Annotated in this window: 22 protein-coding genes, 2 rRNA genes and 3 pseudogenes; 13 read left to right on the top strand and 14 right to left on the bottom strand. The window is 62.5% G+C overall.

Annotation, left to right across the window (positions count from 1 at the left end; translation table 11 throughout):
- Nucleotides 1–300: 300 nt before the first annotated feature.
- The 3 genes from J9889_RS15280 to waaF form a co-directional block, all read right to left on the bottom strand.
- On the bottom strand, nt 301–1179 hold the full coding sequence (locus J9889_RS15280) for a DMT family transporter (RefSeq protein ID WP_104452100.1): 879 nt from the start codon (nt 1177–1179) through the stop codon (nt 301–303).
- Between the two features lie 111 nt (nt 1180–1290).
- Nucleotides 1291–2559 (bottom strand): lipid IV(A) 3-deoxy-D-manno-octulosonic acid transferase, encoded by a 1269-nt coding sequence (gene waaA, locus J9889_RS15275; RefSeq protein WP_113977647.1) that lies wholly within the window; start codon nt 2557–2559, stop codon nt 1291–1293.
- A gap of 1 nt (nt 2560) precedes the next feature.
- Complete coding sequence (gene waaF, locus J9889_RS15270; protein ID WP_113977646.1) at nt 2561–3658, bottom strand: lipopolysaccharide heptosyltransferase II; 1098 nt, start codon at nt 3656–3658, stop codon at nt 2561–2563.
- A gap of 339 nt (nt 3659–3997) precedes the next feature.
- Between waaF and J9889_RS15265 the strand changes: the two genes are divergently transcribed.
- Entirely contained in the window at nt 3998–4774 is a 777-nt protein-coding gene (locus J9889_RS15265) for a glycosyltransferase family 2 protein (protein ID WP_113977698.1), read from the top strand.
- Between the two features lie 341 nt (nt 4775–5115).
- Here the strand turns inward: J9889_RS15265 and J9889_RS15260 are convergent, their stop codons facing one another.
- Complete coding sequence (locus J9889_RS15260) at nt 5116–6159, bottom strand: glycosyltransferase family 9 protein (RefSeq protein ID WP_210557239.1); 1044 nt, start codon at nt 6157–6159, stop codon at nt 5116–5118.
- A 221-nt stretch (nt 6160–6380) separates the two neighbouring features.
- Between J9889_RS15260 and coaD the strand changes: the two genes are divergently transcribed.
- Nucleotides 6381–6863, top strand: coding sequence for a pantetheine-phosphate adenylyltransferase (gene coaD, locus J9889_RS15255; RefSeq protein WP_010676110.1), 483 nt, complete (start codon nt 6381–6383; stop codon nt 6861–6863).
- A 74-nt stretch (nt 6864–6937) separates the two neighbouring features.
- On the opposite strand, the gene J9889_RS15250 is transcribed toward coaD, so the two are convergent.
- From J9889_RS15250 to radC, 6 genes are all read right to left on the bottom strand, one after another.
- Complete coding sequence (locus J9889_RS15250; protein WP_109112306.1) at nt 6938–7810, bottom strand: VirK/YbjX family protein; 873 nt, start codon at nt 7808–7810, stop codon at nt 6938–6940.
- A gap of 176 nt (nt 7811–7986) precedes the next feature.
- Entirely contained in the window at nt 7987–8799 is an 813-nt protein-coding gene (mutM, locus tag J9889_RS15245; protein ID WP_113977645.1) for a bifunctional DNA-formamidopyrimidine glycosylase/DNA-(apurinic or apyrimidinic site) lyase, read from the bottom strand.
- A 14-nt stretch (nt 8800–8813) separates the two neighbouring features.
- On the bottom strand, nt 8814–9269 hold the full coding sequence (locus tag J9889_RS15240) for a hypothetical protein (protein ID WP_041212007.1): 456 nt from the start codon (nt 9267–9269) through the stop codon (nt 8814–8816).
- Nucleotides 9270–9359: 90 nt separating this feature from the next.
- Complete coding sequence (gene rpmG / locus J9889_RS15235) at nt 9360–9527, bottom strand: 50S ribosomal protein L33 (protein WP_005323752.1); 168 nt, start codon at nt 9525–9527, stop codon at nt 9360–9362.
- Between the two features lie 11 nt (nt 9528–9538).
- Nucleotides 9539–9775 (bottom strand): 50S ribosomal protein L28, encoded by a 237-nt coding sequence (rpmB, locus tag J9889_RS15230; protein ID WP_005307492.1) that lies wholly within the window; start codon nt 9773–9775, stop codon nt 9539–9541.
- A 136-nt stretch (nt 9776–9911) separates the two neighbouring features.
- Complete coding sequence (radC, locus tag J9889_RS15225; protein ID WP_039040991.1) at nt 9912–10586, bottom strand: DNA repair protein RadC; 675 nt, start codon at nt 10584–10586, stop codon at nt 9912–9914.
- Nucleotides 10587–10734: 148 nt separating this feature from the next.
- On the opposite strand from radC, the gene coaBC reads away from it, so the two are divergent.
- From coaBC to J9889_RS15195, 7 genes and pseudogenes are all read left to right on the top strand, one after another.
- Nucleotides 10735–11937 (top strand): bifunctional phosphopantothenoylcysteine decarboxylase/phosphopantothenate--cysteine ligase CoaBC, encoded by a 1203-nt coding sequence (coaBC, locus tag J9889_RS15220; RefSeq protein WP_042879081.1) that lies wholly within the window; start codon nt 10735–10737, stop codon nt 11935–11937.
- A 76-nt stretch (nt 11938–12013) separates the two neighbouring features.
- Nucleotides 12014–12472: a dUTP diphosphatase gene (dut, locus tag J9889_RS15215; protein WP_010676116.1), complete on the top strand. Its 459-nt coding sequence runs from the start codon at nt 12014–12016 to the stop codon at nt 12470–12472.
- 70 nt (nt 12473–12542) lie between these two features.
- The gene (gene slmA, locus J9889_RS15210; protein ID WP_010676117.1) at nt 12543–13139 is read left to right on the top strand and encodes a nucleoid occlusion factor SlmA; all 597 of its coding nucleotides are present in this window, start codon (nt 12543–12545) and stop codon (nt 13137–13139) included.
- Nucleotides 13140–13277: 138 nt separating this feature from the next.
- Nucleotides 13278–13361, top strand: a pseudogene (locus J9889_RS15205) (nucleoid occlusion factor SlmA); the annotation flags it as partial.
- Nucleotides 13362–13371: 10 nt separating this feature from the next.
- Nucleotides 13372–13473 (top strand): annotated as a pseudogene (locus J9889_RS24155) (nucleoid occlusion factor SlmA); the annotation flags it as partial.
- Nucleotides 13474–13500: 27 nt separating this feature from the next.
- A pseudogene (locus J9889_RS15200) lies at nt 13501–13584 on the top strand (nucleoid occlusion factor SlmA); the annotation flags it as partial.
- 173 nt (nt 13585–13757) lie between these two features.
- Nucleotides 13758–14594: a mechanosensitive ion channel domain-containing protein gene (locus J9889_RS15195; protein WP_039040993.1), complete on the top strand. Its 837-nt coding sequence runs from the start codon at nt 13758–13760 to the stop codon at nt 14592–14594.
- 117 nt (nt 14595–14711) lie between these two features.
- Here J9889_RS15195 and J9889_RS15190 read toward each other — a convergent pair whose 3' ends face one another.
- Nucleotides 14712–14900, bottom strand: coding sequence for a hypothetical protein (locus tag J9889_RS15190; protein WP_029314882.1), 189 nt, complete (start codon nt 14898–14900; stop codon nt 14712–14714).
- Nucleotides 14901–15321: 421 nt separating this feature from the next.
- Here J9889_RS15190 and pgi point away from each other — a divergent pair, with 421 nt between their 5' ends.
- Nucleotides 15322–16971 carry a glucose-6-phosphate isomerase gene (gene pgi, locus J9889_RS15185; protein ID WP_210557237.1) on the top strand — a complete coding sequence of 550 codons (1650 nt, stop codon included), beginning with the start codon at nt 15322–15324 and terminating at the stop codon, nt 16969–16971.
- Nucleotides 16972–17134: 163 nt separating this feature from the next.
- Here pgi and ilvC read toward each other — a convergent pair whose 3' ends face one another.
- A complete protein-coding gene (ilvC, locus tag J9889_RS15180) occupies nt 17135–18616 on the bottom strand; it encodes a ketol-acid reductoisomerase (RefSeq protein ID WP_039041087.1) in 1482 nt (493 codons plus the stop codon).
- A 193-nt stretch (nt 18617–18809) separates the two neighbouring features.
- Here ilvC and ilvY point away from each other — a divergent pair, with 193 nt between their 5' ends.
- The 3 genes from ilvY to J9889_RS15165 all read left to right on the top strand — a co-directional run bounded on the left by ilvY (nt 18810) and on the right by J9889_RS15165 (nt 22666).
- Nucleotides 18810–19703, top strand: coding sequence for an HTH-type transcriptional activator IlvY (ilvY, locus tag J9889_RS15175; protein ID WP_052816527.1), 894 nt, complete (start codon nt 18810–18812; stop codon nt 19701–19703).
- A gap of 107 nt (nt 19704–19810) precedes the next feature.
- On the top strand, nt 19811–20002 hold the full coding sequence (locus J9889_RS15170; protein WP_010676124.1) for a hypothetical protein: 192 nt from the start codon (nt 19811–19813) through the stop codon (nt 20000–20002).
- Between the two features lie 90 nt (nt 20003–20092).
- The gene (locus J9889_RS15165; RefSeq protein WP_210557235.1) at nt 20093–22666 is read left to right on the top strand and encodes a bifunctional acetate--CoA ligase family protein/GNAT family N-acetyltransferase; all 2574 of its coding nucleotides are present in this window, start codon (nt 20093–20095) and stop codon (nt 22664–22666) included.
- Between the two features lie 101 nt (nt 22667–22767).
- Here J9889_RS15165 and rrf read toward each other — a convergent pair.
- Nucleotides 22768–22882 (bottom strand): 5S ribosomal RNA (gene rrf, locus J9889_RS15160).
- A 121-nt stretch (nt 22883–23003) separates the two neighbouring features.
- Nucleotides 23004–23116, bottom strand: a 23S ribosomal RNA gene (locus J9889_RS15155); the annotation flags it as partial.

Below are 23116 nucleotides of genomic sequence, written 5' to 3'. Positions count from 1 at the left end.
GAGGTTGGCGGAGTTACGGGGCTGCATAGGCGTCATGTTCATAGAAAAACGCCCCAGGCCATCGAGACCCAGGGCGGTGAAGATATCAAAGACCCGTTTTCCGGTAAATCGCAATGCGGCTCCGCTTAAGTGAACAGCATTGCGCCACCCGGGGGCTTTTTTATGCTCGTTTCCCGCAGCTCTCAGCCGCTTGACTGATGGCAACCCCTAGCAAAGGGAGCCCGACATGTACCATCACGCAAAGAGGGTCTGCCATGCAGACCCTCTCCTTCTTTTCTATGCATCCCCCACCCGCGCAGGCTAGACCGGTGACTTCAGCCTTCGGCTGCGTAGCAGCAGGGGGAGCTGGTAGAGCACCAGGGCGCCCAGCACCAGGCCGGCGCCGGCCAGCTTGGCGGGGCCCAGCGGTTCGTCATAGAAGAGGGTGCTTAAGATCAGGGTCCAGACCGGTTCGAGCAGCATCAGCAGGGCGGCGTGGGCCGTGGTCATCCGGCTCAGGGCGTGGGTGAGCAGCCAGTAACGCAATGTGGTGGCGATCAGGACGCTGGCCGCAAACCAGCCCCAGATGCCCTGGCTGATGTCGGCGGGCCACTGCTCGGTCAACAGGGAGAGCAGGGTGCCGAGCAGTCCGGTCACCGCCAACTGGATGCAGGTGAGCCAGGTAGGAGGGATGGACTGGGCGAAGTGGCGGTGCACCGCGAGCTGGACCCCCAGAGTGGCGGCCGCCGCCAGAAACCAGAACAGGGAGAGCGACACGCCCCAGTGGGTGCTGCTGGAGAGCAGCAGCAGACCCGCGACGGCCACGGGCAGAGTCAGCCAGTAGTGGCGGCCGGGTCTGGCCTTGAAGGCGGCCCAGGCGGCGAGCGGCGCCATCAGGGTGGCCACGCTCATGATGAAGGCGCCGCTGCCGAGGGCATCGCTCTGGCTGATGGCGGTAACCCAGAACAGCAGGCTGGCCCCGAGCAAGGTGCCGCACCCGGCGGCACGCAGCAGTTGTGAGCCACTGGGGGGCGGCTCGCGCAACCAGGCGAGCGGCAAGAGCAGCAGGGCGGCCAGCAGGAAGCGGCTGCCGATAAAGGCGGCGGTGGGCAGTTCGCGAATCGCCTCTTTCGAGAAGAGCCAGCCAGCGGCGGCCAGCAAGGTGACCAGTATCATCAACAGCAGGGGAGCGCGGTTCATCGGGGCATCACAGGGTCAGGGGCAAAGGGCAGAGCATAAAGGAAAGAGGCGCGGATTGTCTCCCGGGGTTTGGCAGACATGCTGGCGAGGCGGCCACCACGCCGCCCCGCCTCAGTCGTCACTTTCCAGGCTGGCGAGGCAGTGGGAGAGGGTGCGCGCCAGCGCCCCCTGGTTGCGTAGCACCACGGCGCGGGCCTGCTCCCCCATCTCGCGGCGGGCAGGGGCATCGCCGAGCAGGGTGCTCACCCGGTGGCCGAGCGCCTCGGCGTCCGCCACCACGGCCGCGCCACCCTGGGCCACCAGCTGGCGGGTGATGTCGCTGAAGTTGAAATAGACGGGGCCGGTCAGGCAGGGTTTGCCCAGCGCCGCCGGTTCCAGCAGGTTGTGACCGCCCACGGGCACCAGGCTGCCACCGACAAAGGCGAGATCCGCCGCCGCCAGCATCAGCGGCAGCTCGCCCATGGTGTCACCCAGGTAGATCTTGTCCCTCTCGCCGACCGCACTGCCCGCGGTGCGCCGCACGCAACCGTAGGGAGCGCACAGCTCGGCCACCCGATCGAAACGCTCGGGATGGCGCGGCACCAGGATGAGCAGGGCGGAGGGATGTGCCCTGAGCACCCGATCGAAGGCGGCCAGCACCTGCTCGTCTTCCCCCTGGTGGGTACTGGCGGCGATCCAGACAGGTCGTGCCTCCCCCAGCTGCTGGCGCAGGGCGCGGCCCCTGGCCTGTACCTCGTCGCCAAACTGGATGTCGAACTTGATGGAGCCGGTCACCGCCAGCCGGTTGCGCGCTATGCCCAGCCGATGGAAGCGATCCGCATCGTCCTGATGCTGGCAGAGCAGGTGGGTCAGCGGGCGGCTCAGGGCATCGAAGGCCCCCTGGAAGCGACCATAGCGCTGACAGGATCGCTCCGAGAGGCGGGCATTGAGGATGGTCACTGGCAGGTGCCGTGCCTCGCAGGCCGCCAGCCAGTTCGGCCACAGTTCGGTCTCCATCACCCAGAGGGCGCGGGGCTTGACGGTGCTCAGAAACGCCGAGACGGCCCAGGGATAGTCGAGAGGCGCATAGCGGTGCACCACCAGATCCCCGAGCTTGGCCGCCTGTTCAGCGCCGGTGCGGGTGGTGGTGGTGAGCAGAATGGGCAAGGCGGGCTGCTCCGCCTTGAGGGCGCGGATGAAGGGGGTGATGGCCAGCGTCTCCCCCACGCTCACCGCATGGATCCAGAGGGGAGCCTCCTGTCCGGTCGGCGGCATTCGTCCCAGATGCTCGGCCCAGCGCGCCCCGAAGCCGGGCTTGCCTTTTTTGGGCTTGTAGAGCGCCAGCAGCGCCAGGGGCAACCCCAGGTGGATCAGCAGGTTGTAGAGCAACCGGTAGATCATGCTAGCTATTACCTGGTTCAGCAGCGGAGGATTCCACCGGCTGCCGCACTATGGTCAGATCTGCCGTTTCCCCACGCTCCAGCCGATTTCCCGCCTCGATGACCTGTTCCGGCATCAGCTCGTTCAGGCACTTGAGGTGGCCGAACTTGCAGGTGCGCTTGAAGCAGGGGCGGCACTCGATGTCGGTGTGGACGATCTCGACCCTGTCCGCCAGCGGTGGGGTATAGAGGGGCGAGGTGGAGCCGTAGACGCCGATCAGCGGTCGGTTGAGGGCGGCCGCCACGTGCATCAGGCCCGAGTCGTTGGCGATGACCCGACCGGCCAGCGCCATCAGATCGATCGCCTCGTGCAGGCTGGTCTTGCCCGCCAGCACGTGGCAGTTGGGGCGCGACAGGGGGTTGATCCGATCGCGGATGGTGTTGGCCACGTCCACGTCCTTGCCCGAACCGAAGATCCACACCTGCCATCCCTCGTCGAGGTGCTTTTGCGCCACCACGGCGTAGTGCCCCTCCGGCCAGCGTTTGGCCGGGCCGAACTCGGCCCCCGGACAGAGCACCAGCACAGGGCGGGCACGATTCAGGCCGAGCCGCTCCAGCGCCTTGCCCTGGTTGATGAGATCCACGTGCAGGGAGGGATGGGGAATAGCGGGAATGTCGTCCCGACTCTTCATCTGCCCCTTGGGGTAGGCCAGAGCCACATAGCCTTCCACCATCAGCGGGAAGGCCTGCTTGTTGCTGCGCATATCGTTGAGCAGACCGAAGCGGTGCTCCCCCTTCCAGCCTGTGCGCACCGGGATCCTGGCAAACCAGGGGATGAGGGCCGACTTCATGGAGTTGGGCTGGATGATGGCCTGATCGTACTGCTCCGTGGCCAACTGCTTGCCAAGGCGACGGCGTGCCCCCAGCTTGAAGTCACCGTGGCCAAGCGGCATGGGGATGGCCTTGTCCACCTCGGGCATCCGCTCCAGCAGCGCAACGCACCAGGTCGGCGCCATCACATGGAGCTCGCTGCCCGGGTGGTTGCTCTTGAGCGCCTTGTAGAGGCTCTGGGACATCACCATGTCGCCGACCCAGGAGGGGCCGATCACCAATATCTTCATCGCGCGTCTTCTCTCGGGACTGGCCCGGCTGTTGATCGTTACTGGGCGAGATTATGCCCCAAGAAAGGCCGAAGAAATAACAGAAGATACCCGTCTGCCCCCGCAAAACGCCTCCCTGGCAGGATCTGCTCCCCCGCGCATCCCTCCTGAGGCCCTCTTCCACCCGGACACGGCGTGCCCTGGGCCACAGACTGCCGGGTAGCAGAGATCCCCCTTCCCCCGCATTCAAAAGCGGGTCCACCGGGCCCTCGGGTCATGCCCCGCGCGGGGTTTTAGGCTAGAATGGGCGCCAATCCGAGCATGACCCGCCCGCCGGGCACCAACAAGAGTCCCTTGCCTGTGAAAAAACCGACCCTGGCGGCCGTCCTGATCGTCAAGAACGAAGCCGACAACCTCCGTGCCTGCCTCGCCTCCCTCGAAGGCCTGGCGGATGAAATCGTCATTCTCGACTCCGGCAGTCAGGATGACACCCCGGCCATCGCCGCCGAATTTGGCGCCCGCTTCTTCGTCAACACCACCTGGCCCGGTTTCGGCCGTCAGCGCCGCCTCGCCCAGTCCCATGTCCAGTCGGAGTGGGTGCTGTGGCTGGACGCGGACGAGCGGCTCACCCCGGAACTCAGGGAAGCCATCCAGGGGGTCATGGCCAACCCGGCCAGCGACACCATCTACTCCATCCCGCGCCTCTCCTGGGTGTTCGGCCGCTTCATCCGCCACAGCGGCTGGTACCCGGATCGGGTGCTGCGCCTCTACCCCAAGGCGCTGACCGGCTACAACGAGGCGCTGGTACACGAGAAGGTGGAGGTGCGCGCCAACATGAAGATCGTCAACCTGCAGGGCGACCTCCTCCACTACACCTACCGGGATCTGGAACACTACCTGGTCAAATCCGCCGGCTATGCCCGCGCATGGGCCGATCAGCGCACCGCCCGCGGCAAGAAGGGATCCCTCGGCCAGGGGCTGGTCCACGCCGTCGGCTGCTTCCTCAAGATGTACCTGCTCAAGGCCGGTTTCCTCGACGGCAAGCAGGGCCTGCTGCTGGCCATTCTCTCCGCCCACTCCACCTTCGTCAAATACGCCGATCTCTGGGTTCGCCAGCAGCTCCAGCAGCCGAAATAGGGCATCGCGCCTCAAACATCCCATTAATCACTCACCCCTTGTTCCAGCGGGACAAGGGGCAAACCCTATTGCCATGGAGCGGGCGCAGCCCTCGCGGGGCCGCTCACGGCGCAAACCCGGGCGCCACGGACGAAAACTGGCCGCTATAAGCCGAATGCATGGATATTGGCAACATGACCCGACTCCGGCTTATACCGACAGGTTTCCCCTGCCCGGGGCCCGGGCCGGCCCGTCAAGGGGGCTGTCGGGGACCACGTCCGGTAGGCTGGCCTGCCAGTAAGGCGCATCCCCATACAATACAGGGCCCTGCGGGGCCCTGTCTGTATGTTCTGTGTGCGCTCTCAGCGCTCGGCGCGCCAGAAGGGCTGCGCCCAGCGGGCGATCTCTGCCGCCATCGCCTTGGGATCGAGCTGGCTCATGTCCTCCGGGTGGTCGCTGTCTTCCGGCGGGCTGAAGGGCAGATGGCGCCCCTCGCCGTTGAGCGGCCGCCAGCGCAGCGGCGTTGCCGAACGGTGTGCCGGGAAGAAGCCGACGGTCGGCACGTCCATGGCCGCAGCGATGTGCAGGGGCCCCGTGCTGCCCGCCACGAACAGGGCGGCGTTGGCCATCACCTGGCAGAACTTCGGCAGCCCCTCGTCGGAGCGATAGATCCAGCCGTTGCCCCCATGGGCCAGCAGTTCGGCCGACAACTGCTCCGCCTTCCCCTCCTCCCCCGGCCCTGCCGTCAACACGCACTGCAACTCGGGACAGGCCTGGTTGAGCTTGATGATGAGGCGCGAGTACTGCTCGATGGAGAGGTTGTTGGCCGAGCCGCCGCTGCCCGCATGCACCATCAGCCAGGGGCGGCTGGCGTCGAGCCTGAGACGGGCGGCGACCTGCTCGCGCACCTGCAGCAGGCTCTCGGGGTCGAAGCCGAGGTAGGGTCCTTGTGGCTCTACCACAGCCTGATGCTGATCGGCGAGGAAGCGGCGCACCAGATCCAGGTTGTATTCGTACTCCGGCTTCTGGGAGCGGGAGCGGCGCTGCACCAGGCGCTGGTTGTAGAGCACCTGGGCCAGCTTGGTGGCCGGGGCCAGCCGGTAGGGAATGTGCGCCTTCCACACCAGCTTGGCATTGCGGGTGTTGGAGAAGAGGCAGATGGAGGCATCGAAGGCGGCCGCCTTGATGCGCGCCAGCAGGGCGCGTTGCTGCTCCTTGTCGGCCCGGGCACCAGGATCCAGGATGATCTCGTCGATCCATGGGCAGAGGCGGGCCAGGGGCGCCGTGTAGGCGGGAACCAGGGCAGTCACATGACACTCCATGGAGCGCTTGAGCATGGCAAAGCTCGGCCACGCCAGCATGAAGTCACCAATCTTGTCATTGCGGACTACCAGAATACGTTTCATAAAAAATCCCTATGCTCCCTGTCACCAGCGAAGGAGGCTTGATGCGCGATGCGGGTATTCTTGCCTGATGCAGGGCGATTCTCAAGCGAAGACGCCACGGGGCTCCGATTTGTGCGACCCCGGCCGCCGATCAGCGCCAGAAATCCGCGCCATCCCGGTCGCGACAAACCGGCAACAGCCCCTATAATGCGACCAGTTTTCCGGTTTCAGGAATCAGCAGCATGACCAACAAGGTAATCTATCCCGGCACCTTCGACCCCATCACCAACGGCCATACCGATCTCATTGGCCGCGCCGCCAGACTGTTCGACGAGGTGGTGGTCGGGGTGGCCAACAGCCCGAGCAAACGGCCGCTGTTCGATCTCGAGGAGCGCGTTCAGCTGGCTCGGCAGGTGACGGCTCACCTGCCCAACGTCAAGGTGGTGGGCTTCTCAGGCCTGCTGGTGGATTTTGCCAGGGAGCAGCAGGCCAACGTGCTGATCCGCGGCCTGCGCGCCGTCTCCGACTTCGAATACGAGTTCCAGCTCGCCAACATGAACCGTCGCCTGATGCCCACCCTGGAGAGCGTCTTCCTCACCCCGGCGGAGGAGAACTCCTTCATCTCCTCCACCCTGGTGAAGGAGGTGGCGCTGCACGGAGGTGACATCCACCAGTTCGTCGACCCCCTGGTGGCTCAGGCCATCGCCGCCAGGCAGCAGCGCTAATCCCCTCCCCTGATGGGCAGAAACGAACAAGGGCTACCCGCGGGTAGCCCTTGTTGCATCAACGCACTGCACGCCTAGCTGCGGGCAAACTGCTGGCGGATCGCCAGCTCCAGCTGATCGAGCCACTCGTAACGGCGCCGGTACATGGCCCGCTTCTTGGAGGCGATCTCCTCCAGCGGCTTGCGCACCACGGGTTGCAGCCGCACGAAGTTGGCGTCCTGATCGAGGGCGCCAAACTCCTGCCACAGCTCGTCGTAGTCCGCCTGCAGGCAGGCTTTCTTCTTCTTGCTGTACCGTCTTGCCTGGAAGATGTGGGCCTTCATGCGCACCGCACAGACCCGGTGGGCCCCCATGGCCCCGGCCAGCGCCATCACCAGCATCACCACCAGCGACTTGGGCCTCAGACCCTGACCCGCCCGGGTCAATGCCCGCACCTGCTCCTGGGGCTGCTCGACACAGGGCTCTGGCCCCTGCACCGACCCGATCACCAGGGCCAGCTCCTGTTCGTTGCCCGCCAGGGAGAAGGCACAGCTGTAGAGTCGCTCCCCCCGCGCGTTGACGATGGAGAGCGCCAGCTCCGCCTCCCTGCGGAAGGTTCCGTCGTGACGCAGCACGATGCGCCAGCCGCCATCGGGATAATGGCCCAGCACTATCCCCTCCCCCAGATAGAGCGGGTCGATGAGCTCGGGGTACAGGCCCAGCAGCAGGCGGTAGTGATCCTCCACCATCTTGACCCGCTGGTTCACCGTCGAGCAGGCGAAGCGATAGGGGCGCATCGGCTTGTCGAGCAGCTCGGGGTGGCGGGCGGGAAGCGCCCGCAGGGGGGCGCTCTGGAACAGCTCGAATACCCGGTTCAACTGCGCACGGTAGAGCAGACTGCGCAGCAAAAACTTGCCGCGATTGAAGGTCTTGCGGGCGCTGTCTTCGGGATAGAGGAAGCAGGCCATATCGTGGGCACAATAGTGCCCCTGCCGGGATAAATGTTCCCAGTCTATTGATTTAGCTGTCATTTTATTACCTCGCAGCCTGAACTGGCGAGATAGTAGTCATGGGCTGACGCCGCTTCAACAGACCGGAAATACTCTCTTACAACTTGGCCGGTTCCGGCTCAAAAATCCCACTTTCAGCGTTGGCAGTGGGAGCAGAACACCGTGGTTCGCTGGCCCATCTTCACCTCGGTGAGCAGGGTGTGGCAGTGGAAACAGGGCTGGCCGCCACGGCCGTAAACCTGCAGCTGCTGGACGAAATAGCCCGGCTTGCCGTCGGCGCTGGTGAAATCCTTGAGGGTGGTGCCCCCCTGGCGAATGGCTTCGGCCAACACCCGCTTGATCTCGCTCACCAGGGTGCCCAGCCGCTCGGCGCTGATGTTGCCTGCCGCCCGCCTGGGATGAATGCCGGCGGCATAGAGCGCCTCGTTGGCGTAGATGTTGCCCACCCCGACCACCACGTGGTTGTCCATCAGGAACTGCTTGATGGCGGTGCTGCGCCCCTTCGCCCGCTCCCGCAGGTAATCGGCATGGAAGGCATCGGTGAGGGGTTCCGGCCCCAGCTTGGCGAGCAGGGCATGGGCCTCGGTCGGTTCGCGGGTCCACAGCAGGGCGCCAAAACGGCGCGGATCGTTGAGCCGCAGCAGCTTGCCGTTGGCCAGCTCGATATCCACATGATCGTGCTTCTCGGCCGGGGTGCCGATGTCCAGCACCCGCAGGCTGCCGGACATCCCGAGATGCAGGATGGCGGTGCCAAAGTCGGTCTCCAGCAACAGGTATTTGGCGCGGCGGCTGACGCGGTGGATGGTGAGATCCACCAGCTCCTGGATCTCGCCGGGCACGGGCCAGCGCAGGCGGCCGTCCCGCACCACCACGCGGGTCACCTTGATGCCGGTAAGCCAGGGGGAGATGCCCTGGCGGCTGACTTCGACTTCCGGTAATTCAGGCATGGGCGATCTCTCGTTCAGGGAATGGGACGCATCAGGTCACGGTATTGCGCCTGACTCAGGCTGAGCCAGGTCGAGGAGGGCAGCAGGGCGGCAAACTTGCCGTCGTCCTGATAGAGCCCGACTTCCACCGGATCGCTCTGTCCGGCGATCCAGATCTTGAGGGTCACCGGGGTGCCGCGCACGGGCTCGCCGGGGGGCAGCAGCCAGCCTTGCCACGCCTCGATGCGGGCCGCCAGCTGGGTGCTGCCAAGCCCCAGATCCGGCGCGCTGCGCCAGCCCTGGCCGATACGCTCTATCTGCCAGCTCGGTCCCTGCCAGGTCAGCACCACGGCACTCTCCGGCAACAGCGGACGCGCGCGTTTGGCACTGTTCTCCTGCTGGGCCTGCTCCAGCCGGTGCAACAGGGTAATGACGATCAACACGACCACGATGATCACGTTGTTCCAGCCTTTGCGGCTCAGTTTGAACATGGCTAGCCTCCCTTCGAATCGGCAGTGTACTGAATTCCAGCCATAAAAAAACCCGGCACGAGGCCGGGTTTTTGCAGCGAAACCAAGTAATTACTTGATTTTGCCTTCTTTGTAGATCACATGCTGACGAATCACGGGATCAAATTTCTTGATCTCCATTTTTTCGGGCATGGTGCGCTTGTTCTTGGTAGTGGTATAGAAGTGACCAGTACCGGCGCTGGAGTTCAGGCGAATCTTATCGCGAATACCTTTAGCCATGATCTAATTCCTTATACCTTAACGCCGCTGGCACGCAGTTCAGCCAGAACCACTTCAACGCCGCGCTTGTCGATGATACGCATGCCTTTTGCGGATACGCGCAGGCTCACGAAGCGTTTTTCACTCTCAACCCAGAAACGGTGAGTGTGCAGGTTCGGCAGGAAACGACGCTTGGTAGCGTTGTTAGCGTGCGAACGGTTGTTACCAACTGCCGGGCGCTTGCCGGTTACTTGGCATACTCTAGACATGTCAGTCTCTCCAAATCTTACTTCATTGCTCGAGCAAATATCTGCCCCGCTGGCCTTCGATTGCGGGGCAAACAGAAGGCGGCATTTTATACAGCATCCGTGATCAAAGATCAACTAATACAGTGCCAGAGCCCAGTCACAACCAACCACGCTCTGCGAAAGAAACCGTGATGCCATCACCGATCACCAGGTGATCAAGCACTCTGATATCGACCAGGGCCAGGGCGGCCAAGATCCGATCCGTGATCTGGCGGTCCGCCCGACTGGGCTCGGCCACGCCGGACGGGTGATTATGCGCCAGAATCACGGCGGCTGCATTATGTTTGAGCGCGATCTGCACGATTTCTCTGGGCCAGACGCTCGCCGAGTCGAGGGTGCCGTAAAAAAGTTCGACAAACCGGATGACCCTGTGCTGGTTGTCGAGCAGCAGCAGGGCGAACACCTCCCGCCCCCGATCCCGCAACTGGGCTTGCAGAAAGTCACGGGTGAGCCCTGGCGAGGTGAGCGCCTCTCCCCGTTGCAACTGTTCGGCCAGATGGCGCCGCCCCATCTCCAGCACCGCCTGCAACTGGGCATACTTGGCAGGTCCCAGCCCGTGAGCGCCACAAAAATCCTGCTGCTCGGCTCCCAGCAGTGCCCGCAGGGAACCAAACTGCTGCAACAACTGGCGGGAGAGGTCCACCGCACTCAACCCGCTGACCCCGGTGCGCAGGAAGATGGCCAGCAGTTCGGCATCGGAGAGCGTCGCCGCTCCTCGGCGCAGCAGCTTTTCCCTCGGGCGCTCCTCTTCCGGCCACTCCTTGATGCTCATTTGTCTCTCCCTACATGGCTATTGAGAGAAAACATAGCAAAGAATCCCGCGAGCCCGACCACAACTCCCCCATGTCAGCCTCTGTCGCCACCCATTGCCTGTGCTATCTTAGCCGACCAGTCAGAGTGAGCCGGAAGAGAAGCAGCAGATGAGATTGGCCGATAAACGCATCCTGTTGGGTGTCAGTGGCGGGATCGCCGCCTACAAGAGTGCCGAACTGGTACGTCGCCTGAAAGATCAGGGGGCCGAGGTGCGAGTGGTGATGACCCGCTCCGCCAAGGAGTTCATCACCCCGCTGACCCTGCAAGCCGTCTCAGGCCACCCGGTGGCCGACAGTCTGCTGGACCCGGCTGCCGAGGCGGGCATGGGCCACATCGAGCTGGCCAAGTGGGCCGATCTGGTGCTGATCGCCCCCGCCAGCGCCAATCTGATGGCCCGCATGGCCGCCGGCATGGCGGACGAGCTGCTCACCACCCTCTGCCTGGCCACCCCGGCGACTGTCGCCCTGGCGCCAGCCATGAACCAGCAGATGTACCGCAACGCCGCCACCCAGGCCAACCTCCAGACCCTCGCCGAACGCGGCATTCAGCTGTGGGGGCCGGATTCCGGCAGCCAGGCCTGCGGCGATGTGGGCCCGGGCCGGATGCTGGATCCCCTGGAACTGGTGGAACGCTGCTGCCAGCAGCTCGCCGCCGAGCCACTCCTGGCAGGCGTCAGGCTGCTGCTCACAGCCGGGCCGACCCGCGAGGCGCTGGATCCGGTGCGCTATATCAGCAACCACAGCTCCGGCAAGATGGGCTACGCCATCGCCCGCGCCGCGCGCGAAGCGGGCGCGGAGGTGACCCTGGTGAGCGGCCCGGTGGCACTGGCCACCCCGGCCGGCGTTACCCGCATCGATGTGGAGAGTGCCCTGCAGATGCACGAAGCGGTGATGAGCCGGGTCGGTGAGTGCGACCTCTTTATCGGCTGCGCTGCCGTCGCCGACTACCGTCCCGCCCAGGTGGCCGAGCAAAAGATCAAGAAGACCGGCGACAACGACCAAATGCAGCTGACCCTGGTCAAAAACCCCGACATCATCGCCGATGTGGGGGCGTTGTCAGACAAACCCTTCACCGTCGGATTTGCCGCCGAAACCGTGGATGTGGAACAATACGCCCTCGACAAACTTCGACGTAAGCGGCTGGACATGATCGCAGCCAACGATGTGTCCCGTGCAGGCCAGGGTTTCAATGCCGATGACAACGCCCTGACCGTCTTCTGGCAAGGGGGTCAAGCCGCCCTGCCCCTGGCCGATAAGCTGACGCTCGCCCGTCATCTTGTCGCCCTGATTGCACGCCATTATCGACCCTGAGCCCATTGAACATGCCGGGAGCCCCAGGCTCCTGCAGTACCACCCGATCGCCAGGCGATCCAATTGAAAAAGATTCATGACGACACAAATTGAACTGAAAATCCTGGATGCCCGCATCGGCACCGACTTCCCGCTGCCCGCTTACGCCACACCGGGCTCCGCTGGCATGGACTTGCGCGCCCTGCTGGATGCCCCGCTGACCCTGGCCCCGGGCGACACCACTCTGGTGCCGACCGGGCTGGCCATTCACATCCAGGATCCGGGTCTGTGCGCCACCATCCTGCCCCGCTCCGGCCTCGGCCATAAGCACGGCATCGTGCTGGGCAACCTGGTCGGCCTCATCGACTCCGACTACCAGGGTCAGTTGATGGTCTCGGTCTGGAACCGTGGCAACGACAGCTTCACCATGCAGCCTGGCGAGCGCATCGCCCAGCTGGTGATCCTGCCGGTGGTACAGGCCAGCTTCCAGTTGGTCGACGAATTCAATCAGAGTGAACGGGGTGAAGGCGGGTTTGGTTCTTCTGGTCGCCAATAACAAGACCACACGGCCCCCTGGGGCACGTGCCAAATAATAGAATCAAGCCATTGTTTTTTTAGGGGAATCCATGGCAAGCAGTAACCAGAAACAGAGTCGGCGCGATCAGATCCTGCAGGCACTCGCCCACATGCTGGAAACCAGCCCGGGCCAGCGCATCACCACGGCACGCCTCGCGGCCGAGGTGGGCGTGTCCGAGGCGGCCCTCTACCGGCATTTTCCCAGCAAGGCGAGGATGTTCGAGGGGCTGATCGACTTTATCGAGGATTCCCTGCTGTCACGGGTCAACCTGATCATGGCCGAAGAGAAGGACACCATGGCCCGCTGCCATCACATACTGCAGCTGCTGCTGGTGTTTGCCGAGCGCAACCCCGGCATCACCCGCATTCTCAATGGCGATGCCCTGCTGGGCGAACACGATCGGCTGCGGGATCGCATCAGCATTCTGTTCGACAAGCTGGAGACCCAGATCAAGCAGGTACTGCGCGAGAAACGGCTGCGGGAAGGCCAGGGCTTCCAGCTCGACGAGACCATGCTGGCCAACCTGCTGCTGGCCTATACCGAGGGCCGCATCAGCCAGTTCGTCCGCTCGGAGTTCAAAATCAAGCCCACCGCCGGGTTTGAAGATCAGTGGCAGTTTATCCGCAGCCAGCTGCTGCAAAGCTGAGCCAGCAGACCGCATCAACCAATGCACGTCTGCTCCGAGCTCATAATCAAACCCACCGCCGGGTTTGAAGATCAGTGGCAGTTTATCCGCAGCCAGCTGCTGCAAAGCTGAGCCAGCAGACCGCATCAACCAATGCACGTCCGCTCGGAGTTCACAATCAAGCCCACCGCCGGGTTTGAAGATCAGTGGCAGTTTATCCGCAGCCAGCTGCTGCAAAGCTGAGCCAGCAGACCGCATCAACCAATGCACGTCCCGCTCCGAGTTCACAATCAAGCCCACTGCCGGGTTTGAAGATCAGTGGCAGTTTATCCGCAGCCAGCTGCTGCAAAGCTGAGCCAGCAGACCGCATCAACCAATGCACGTCCGCTCCGAGTTCACAATCAAGCCCACTGCCGGCTTTGAGGATCAGTGGCAGTTCATCCGCAGCCAGCTGCTGCAAAGCTGAGTGCGTACATTCGATGCGCTCCTGCGCCAGCAGGGTTGTGACAAAACGGGAGGCCTTGGCCTCCCTTGCTTTTTGTGGCACAAAAGAAAAGACAAGCACCAGATGCGACCCAGCTTGTCGCGCTCAAGTGTTAGATTCATCTGCCATAAATCTTCACACCAACAGGACATCCTATGGAACCCGAGATCATTACCGAAGCACAGACCTGGCTGACCAACAACCAGGGGCTGATCATCGAGTATGCGGTCAACATCGCCGCCGCCCTGATCACCCTGCTGGTCGGTTACATTGCAGCCAACCTTCTCAGCGGTGGCGTGGTCAAGGTGATGCAGACCCGCAAGCTGGACACCACCGTCACCCACTTCGTCGGCAGCATCCTCAAATACACCATCCTGGTGTTCGTGGTGATCGCCGCCCTGGGCCGGGTCGGGGTGCAGACCGCCTCCTTCGTCGCCATTATCGGTGCCGCCGGTCTGGCCATCGGTCTGGCGCTGCAGGGCTCTCTCTCCAACTTTGCCGCCGGTTTCCTGCTCATCATCTTCCGCCCCATCAAGGCAGGGGAATTTATCGAGGTGGCAGGCACCAATGGCGTTGTGCAATCGGTCCAGCTCTTCACCACCACCCTCACCTCCGGTGACAACAAGATGGTGGTAGTGCCGAACTCCGCCATCCTCAACGGCACCATCGTCAACTACTCGCGCATGGATACCCGCCGCGTCGACATGACCTTCGGCATCGGCTACGGCTCGGATCTCCGCAAGGCCAAACAGATCCTGGAGCGGCTGGTGAGCGAAGAGCCCCGCATCCTGAAGGAGCCGGCAGCCACCATTGCCGTTGCCGCGCTGGCCGACTCCTCAGTCAACATCGTGGTGCGTCCCTGGGTCAAGACCGGTGATTACTGGGGTGTCTGGTTCGACTTCCACGAGAAGGTGAAGCTCACCTTCGACGCCGAGGGCATCGAGATCCCCTTCCCCCAGCGTGTGGTCCACATGCAGAAGACGGCGGATTGATCCTCGGTGTGCGTTCTCCAGTGCCAGCCTTCGGGCTGGCACTGTCGTTTCTGCCTTGCTGTGACATGAAAAAAACCGGCCACAGGCCGGTCTTGCGCACCAGATAGCACTGCGTTCTCACCCCAGCCGACGTGCGACCCGGTTGAGCAGGGGCTGCATCAGCACATAGCCCCCCAGCACGGCTCCGATCACCGCCAACACGCGGATCTCCAGCGTCGGCGCCGCATTGGCCAGCGTCAGGGTCAGCAAACCGATGAGGCCGGTGGCGATCAGGCTCAGGGCAAACAGGGATAACAGGGCTTTCATCTCGATCTCCTCATTCCACACCATTGATTCCATACCTTGGCCATCCCTGGGAGATCTCGTCCATTCGGCTCATATGGTAGCCAGCGTCTGTTGTCCACCATTTGCGCCTGCTCAAAAAACCGTCCGATGAGCGTCTGTTGAATACCCTTTGATCTGTCACGCCAGCTTTCCAGAGCCACGGCCGCGCTCCCCTTGAAATGAAAGCCTTTTCAACCCGAACAAGCATGCGCAAACGCAAGATCCCGGGGTACTGGGTGACTCATAATCGCACTGTTTTGGTTGTACACTCCCTCGTTGCAGACAATTGGTAATGCTCTGTTACACGGGGCGCACGGAGTGCCCGGTATAATGCTCGCATAATAAGGTTTGGCGGGAGCCTTGCCTGCAAGGTTCAAACACAACTTGGAAGACTGATAATCCTATGAAAAATATCAATCCAACCCGGACCCAGGCCTGGCAGGCACTGGAAGCCCATTTTGCAGCCAACAAGGAGATGCGTCTCAAGGATCTGTTCGCACAGGATCCCAAGCGTTTTGACAAGTTCTCCCTCACCTTCGGTGGCGACATCCTGGTCGACTACTCCAAGAATCTGATCACCGAAGAGACCCTCAAGCTGCTGGTGAACCTGGCTGGCGAGACCGATCTGCGCAGCGCCATCGACGCCATGTTCAACGGCGACAAGATCAACATGACCGAAGGACGCGCCGTACTGCACACCGCCCTGCGCAACCGCTCCGACCGTCCCATCGAGGTTGACGGCAAGGACGTGATGCCGGAAGTGAACGCCGTACTGGCCAAGATGAAGGGCTTCTGCGAGAAGGTCATCAGTGGCGAGTGGAAGGGCTATACCGGCAAGGCCATCCAGCACGTGGTCAACATCGGCATTGGTGGCTCCGATCTGGGCCCCGTCATGATCACCGAGGCCCTGCGCCCCTACAAGAATCACCTGGAGATGCACTTCGTCTCCAACGTCGACGGCACCCACATCGCCGAGACGCTCAAGAAGATCGATCCGGAAACCACCCTGTTCCTGGTGGCCTCAAAGACCTTCACCACCCAGGAGACCATGACCAACGCCCTGACCGCCCGCGACTGGTTCCTCGGTCACGCCGGTGACAAGGCTCACGTGGCCAAGCACTTCGCCGCCCTGTCTACCAACGGCAAGGCCGTGGCCGAGTTCGGCATCGACACCGACAACATGTTCGAGTTCTGGGACTGGGTCGGCGGCCGTTACTCCTCCTGGTCCGCCATCGGCATGCCCATCGCCCTCTCCCTCGGCTTCGAGCACTTCGAGGCCCTGCTGCAAGGCGCCTTCGAGATGGACATGCACTTCGCCACTGCCGCCTATGAACAGAACGTGCCCGTACTGCTGGCCCTGATCGGCCTGTGGTACAACAACTTCCATGGTGCCGAGTCCGAAGCCATCCTGCCGTACGATCAGTACATGCATCGCTTCCCTGCCTACTTCCAGCAAGGCAACATGGAGTCCAACGGCAAGTACGTGGATCGCGACGGCCATCCGGTGGAGTACCAGACCGGTCCCATCATCTGGGGTGAGCCGGGTACCAACGGCCAGCACGCCTTCTACCAGCTGATCCATCAGGGCACCAAGCTGATCCCCTGCGACTTCCTGGCGCCGGCCATCAGCCATAACCCCATCGGTGACCACCATCCGAAGCTCCTGGCCAACTTCTTCGCTCAGACCGAAGCCCTGGCCTTCGGCAAGAGCAAGGAAGCGGTGGAGGCCGAGTTCCTGGCCGCCGGCAAGACGCTGGAGCAAGTCAAGGATCTGGTGCCGTTCAAGGTGTTCGAAGGCAACCGCCCGACCAACTCCATCCTGTTCAAGCAGCTGACCCCGAAAACCCTCGGCTCCCTGATCGCCATGTACGAGCACAAGATCTTCGTACAGGGCGCAATCTGGAACATCTTCTCCTTCGACCAGTGGGGTGTGGAGCTGGGCAAACAGCTGGCCAACAAGATCCTGCCGGAGCTGGGCACCGATGAGGCCGTCACCAGCCACGACGGCTCCACCAACGGCCTGATCAACACCTGGAAAGCCTGGAAGGCCTGATTGCTCCCGCCCTCCAGAATGCAAAAGCCCCGCTCGATGAGCGGGGCTTTTTTATAGGCTTCAATTTGTCTGTTTGCATCATCCGGACGACAGGCCAGGTGTCTAAGCCAGCCAGTAACGGGGATCGTCATCCCCGCCCCTTCCGATGCCGCTCAGCGAAGGCTTAACCGCCGACGGCAATACGCTTCATGTCCTTCATGTAACCACGCAGGGTCTGGCCGATCTTCTCGATCGGGTGGTTGCGGGTCGCTTCGTTGGCAGCCAGCAAGGCCAGGTTGTCCACCGCCTTGCTCTCGGCACGGGCACTGCCCAGGTCCCCTGCTTGCAGAGTCGGCATGAAGTGCTCGCGCAGCAGCGGCACGGCGGCGTTGGCGAACAGGTAGTTGCCGTACTCCGCGGTATCGGAGATGACCACGTTCATTTCGTACAGACGCTTGCGGGCGACGGTGTTGGCGATCAGCGGCAGCTCGTGCAGAGACTCGTAGTAGGCGGACTCTTCATAGATGCCGGAGGCCACCATGGTTTCGAACGCCAGCTCGACACCCGCCTTGACCATGGCCACCATGACCACGCCATTGTCGAAGTACTCCTGCTCGGCGATCTTGCCGGCATAGGCAGGGGCATTCTCGAAGGCGGACTTGCCGGTCTCTTCGCGCCAGCCGAACAGCTTGGCATCGTCTTCGGCCCAGTCAGCCATCATGCCGCGGGAGAACTCGCCGGCGATGATGTCATCCATGTGCTTCTCGAACAGCGGACGCATCAGGGTGCGCAGTTGCTCGGAGAGCTCGAAGGCACGCAGCTTGGCCGGGTTGGAGAGACGGTCCATCATCAGGCTGATGCCGCCCTGCTTCAGGGCCTCGGTGATGGTCTCCCAGCCGAACTGGATCAGCTTGCCGGCATAGGCCGGGTCGGTGCCCTCGGCAACCAGCTTGTCGTAGCAGAGCAGGGAACCGGCCTGCAGCATGCCGCACAGAATGGTCTGCTCGCCCATCAGGTCGGATTTCACTTCCGCGACGAAGGAAGATTCCAGCACGCCGGCACGGTCGCCACCGGTAGCAGAGGCCCACGCCTTGGCGATGGCCATGCCCTCACCCTGGGGATCGTTCTCCGGGTGCACGGCGATCAGGGTCGGTACGCCGAAGCCGCGCTTGTACTCTTCACGCACTTCGGTACCCGGGCACTTGGGCGCCACCATCACGACGGTGATGTCGGAACGGATCTGCTGACCCTCTTCCACCACGTTGAAACCGTGGGAGTAGCCCAGAGCGGCGCCCTGCTTCATCAGCGGCATCACGGTTTTGACGACGTCGGAGTGCTGCTTGTCCGGAGTCAGGTTCAGCACCAGATCGGCGGTCGGGATCAGCTCTTCATAGGTGCCGACCACGAAGCCGTTGTCGGTGGCCTTCTGCCAGGAGGCGCGCTTCTCGGTGATAGCGGCCTTGCGCAGGGCGTAGGAGATGTCCAGCCCGGAGTCGCGCATGTTCAGACCCTGGTTCAAGCCCTGGGCGCCACAGCCCACAATCACCACCTTCTTGCCCTTCAGCACGTTGCAGCCGTCCGCGAACTCTTCGCGCTGCATGAAACGACACTTGCCCAGTTGGGCCAACTGCTGACGCAGGTTCAAGGTGTTGAAATAGTTAGCCATGGTGATTGCTCCGTTCGATTGATTCCATGCCGGATAGCGGCGTTGTCGAAACCACTATAGCGCGGGACACTTATTGCCTGAACTGATATATTCGAAATAGTACGTTGCAGGAATTGAAATATGATTTCCCGCAATCTCCCACCGCCGAGCCATCGTGCTACAGGGAGCCTGACAACGCCGCAGGAATAAAAAGATGGACCTTCGCAATCTCGAACTGTTTCTCCACCTCGCCGACTCCCTCCACTTCGGCAAAAGCGCCGATGCCATGGCGGTCAGCCCCTCCACCCTGAGCCGCGCCATCCAGCGACTGGAACAGGAGACCGGCTGCGTGCTGTTCGAGCGGGACAACCGCTCGGTGCGGCTCACCCCTGCTGGTGACAAGCTGCGGGAGTTTGGCGGTGCCTTGCTGCAGGAGTGGCGCCAACTCAAACAGGAGCTCAAGCGCAGCGACGAGCCGCTGCAAGGGCGGCTGCGGGTGTTCTGTTCGGTTACCGCCAGCTACTTTCTGCTGCCCGAGGTACTGGAACGCTTTCGTCGCCGTTATCCCCAGCTGGAGATCAAGCTGGAGACCGGCGACCCGGCACTGGCAGTGGACAAGATCCTGGCCGACGAAGCCGATCTCGCCATCGCAGCGAGGCCGGATGCGCTCTCGTCCAAGCTGGAATTCGCCAGCCTGCAACAAGTCCCTCTGGTGTTCATCGCCCCCCGCAATGCCCCCCAGCAGGGTCAGTGGTTCCCCCAGGGCGAACCTGACTGGGAGCGCCTGCCGCTGATCCTCTCCGAACAGGGGCTGGCCCGAAAGCGCTGTGATCAATGGTTTCGCAACAAGGGGATAGCTCCCAACATCTATGCAGAAGTGGCGGGCAACGAGGGCATCGTCGCCATGGTGGCCCTCGGCTTCGGTGTGGGTGTCGTGCCTGCCGCCGTCATCGATCACAGCCCCATGGGGGAGAAGGTGCGTGTGGTCGAGCCCAAACCGGCGCTCAAGGCGTTCGACGTCGGCATCGCCGTGCTCAAGAAGCGGCTGGAAGAGCCGCTGATCCGCGCCTTCTGGGACACCGCACGCGGCCAGGGAGGCCTTCGCTGATCCGGCAGGCGTCGGAGCCACAGTGAGTGTCAAATGTATCAGTATGAAAGTGGGGGAGAAGAGGGGACACTGGCCGGCACCATCCAGCCACCATCAAGGAATAGAGCGTGAGCCAGCATCTTGTCGAAATCCGCAGTGCCATCCTGTTCGCAGAATATCTGCAAAGCTTGGGGGTCCAGCGCCATGAACTCGATCGGGAGCAGGAGATCTATCTCCAGGACAGGCACCTCGCCACGGTCCAATGCATTCAGGGAGAGCTGCGCTTTTATCTGCGCGCCAGCGCACTGGCCAGATCGTGATCCGCAATCGGTCACAGAACCCGCACGCAAAGCGTATTAGACTGGCACCATCCGCCCCCCTCGCCCAGGGGGCCACCACGAGGAGTGCCCATGAAACAAAGCGGTCTGGATCGGCTCTTCAAACCTCACTCGATCGCCGTCATCGGCGCCTCCAGTGATCCGCAGAAAGCAGGCCATGTGGTCATCCGGCACCTGCTGGCGGGTCAGTTCCAGGGCCCTATACTACCCGTAGCCCCCCGCAGCCAGGCCATCGCTGGCGTGCTCGCCTATCCGGACATAGAGAGCCTTCCCCTCTCCCCCGATCTCGCCATCGTCTGCACCCGACGCGAACGGGTACTGCCGCTCATCGAGGAGCTCGGCAAGAAAGGAACCGGAGCCGCCATCATACTGGCCGCCCAGTTCTCCACTGACGAGCGCCTGCGGCTCAAGCATCTGTGCCAGCAATACGGCATCCGGCTGCTCGGCCCCAACAGCATGGGCATGCTGCTCCCCGGGCAGGGTATCAACGCCAGCTTTTCCCCCATTGCAGCGACTCCGGGACAGGTGGCGTTTCTCTCCCAGTCGGCAGCGGTCAGCACCACCATCCTGGATTGGGCCAAGCAGCGCGAAATCGGCTTCTCGGCCTTCATCTCCCTGGGCGATCATTGCGACATCGACTTTGGCCAACTGCTGGATCAGCTCTCCCGGGACGGGACGACCCGCGCCATCCTGATCTACATGGACAAGCTGCACGATGCCAGGCACTTTCTCTCCGCCGCCCGTGCCGCCTCGCGCAACAAACCCATCCTGATCCTCAAGAGCGGTCGGCACGACCCGGCCAACGGTCTCGACAATGTCTATGATGCCGCCATCCGCCGGGCTGGCATGCTGCGCGTCCGGGATACCCACGAACTGTTTGCTACTGTCGAGACCCTGAGCCACTCCCTGACCCTCAAGGGGGAGCGGCTCGCCATCCTCTCCAACGGGCGCGGCCTCGCCAACATGGCCGCAGACGTACTGCTGTCTCGGGGAGGCAAGCTGGCGATGCCACCCCTCGACATCGGCAGCGATGCAGATATCGAGGCCTACAAGAGTACACTCGAGACGCTGCTCCAAGGGGACAGTGCCGATGCCATCCTGCTGATCCATGCACCGTCCCTCACCGCCCGAGGTGTCACCCTCGCCAGCAGCCTGATCGACTTCATCAAGCAGCATCCCAGGGCCAGACGATTCAACATCCTGACCAACTGGGCAGGCGAATACTCCGCCCAGGAGGGGAGACGCCTGTTCAACGAGGCGGGCATCCCGACCTATCGCACCCCGGAAAGCGCCGTCACGGCCTTCATGCACATGGTGGAATATCGCCGCAACCAGAAGCAGTTGATGGAAACACCAGCCTCCCTGCAGGGCGACAGGCTCGATGTCGAGCGCTGCCAGCAGCTCCTTGGGCAAGCGCTGGACCGTCAACAGCGGGTACTGGATACCCACCTGGCCCACCCCATCTTGCAGGCAGCCGGGCTATCCACCCTCGCGACCTGGATCGTTTCCGATGCCATCGAGGCCGCACTGACTGCAGAACAGATCGGCTACCCCGTAGCGGTGAAGCTGCGATCTCCCGACATCACCCACAAATCCGATGTACACGGTGTCATGCTGAACCTGCGCACCTCGGCGGAAGTCGCCCAGGCGGCTGATGCCATTCTGGACAGGGTACGTCAGCACGATCCTGGCGCCCGCATAGAAGGGCTTCTGGTACAACGCATGGCACGCCGCAGTGGGGGTCTGGAGCTGCGGATCCGCTTGCAACAGGATCCGGTCTTCGGCCCCGTCATCCTGCTCGGGGAATCCGGTGCCGAGCCCCGCGAGATGGTCGCGGCACTCCCTCCCCTCAACCAGGCACTGGCTCGCTACCAGATCATTGGTGCCCTCAAGGATGGCAAGATCCGCGAGCAGGCCAGTCCGGTACGGCTCGATATCGACGCCCTCGGCCAGGTGCTGTGCCAGCTCTCCGAGCTGCTGCTGGCCTTCCCCGAGATACAAGAACTGGATCTGCACCCGCTGCAGGCCTGTGGCGAAGAGATGGTGATCCTGGATGCCCGGCTCGTCTTGGCAGAGCGAGGACAACAAGTGCTGCCACTGGCCATTCGCCCCTATCCCACCGAGCTGGAAGAGGGTGCCTGGCTGAAAGATCAGAGTCATGTGCTGCTGCGCCCCATCCGCCCCGAAGACGAGCCGGCCCACAAGCAGTTCGTGCGGCAGGTGTCTGATGAAGACAGGTACAAACGCTTTTTCGCCGACGTGGGGGAGCTGGGACATGAGGAGCTGGCCCGCATGACCCAGATCGATTATGACCGGGAAATGGCCTTCGTCGCCGTGGGTCAGGACGGCCCTTTCAGCCAGCAGATCCTGGGAGTGGTGCGAGCCATTGCCAGCCCGGATCAATCGGATGCGGAGTTTGCCATCCTGGTCCGCTCGGACTTGAAAGGGCTCGGACTCGGCAAGTTGATGATGGAAAAGATCGTGCGCTATGCCAGAGAGCGTGGCATAGGCCAGCTCTCTGGCATGACCATGCCCAGCAATCGCGGCATGATCAATCTGGCCAAACGGCTCGGTTTCAAGATCGATATTCAGCTGGAAGATGGGATAGTCAACATGGAGCTGCCCTGCGCTGATCAGGTTGTATAACGATACAATCGTGGTGGTAAATCAACCAGATATGGATGGATAACGTGAATTTCAGGCAATAAAAAACCCCGCTCGAGTGAGCGGGGTTTCTTGTATTGGGTGCCTGGCAGTGTCCTACTCTCGCATGGCGAATGCCACACTACCATCGGCGCTACAGCGTTTCACTTCTGAGTTCGGCATGGGGTCAGGTGGTTCCACTGCGCTATTGCCGCCAGGCAAAATCTTAATCCAGAAAGCTGACGTGAATAACGACTTCGCTAGTTTGCGTTGTCATTACCACTGAATTTGAGTAGTTCGCTCATTCGCTACAAGGCCAGAAACACTTCTTGGGTGTTGTATGGTTAAGCCTCACGGGTAATTAGTATGGGTTAGCTCAACGTATCGCTACGCTTACACACCCCACCTATCAACGTTGTGGTCTCCAACGGCCCTTTAGGACCCTCAAGGGGT

Source organism: Aeromonas sp. PrichA-15, assembly GCF_017939245.1.
GTDB classification, from domain to species: domain Bacteria; phylum Pseudomonadota; class Gammaproteobacteria; order Enterobacterales; family Aeromonadaceae; genus Aeromonas; species Aeromonas caviae.
Note: the sequence above shows the minus strand (reverse complement) of the source record. Positions and strands in the feature narration are given on the sequence as shown.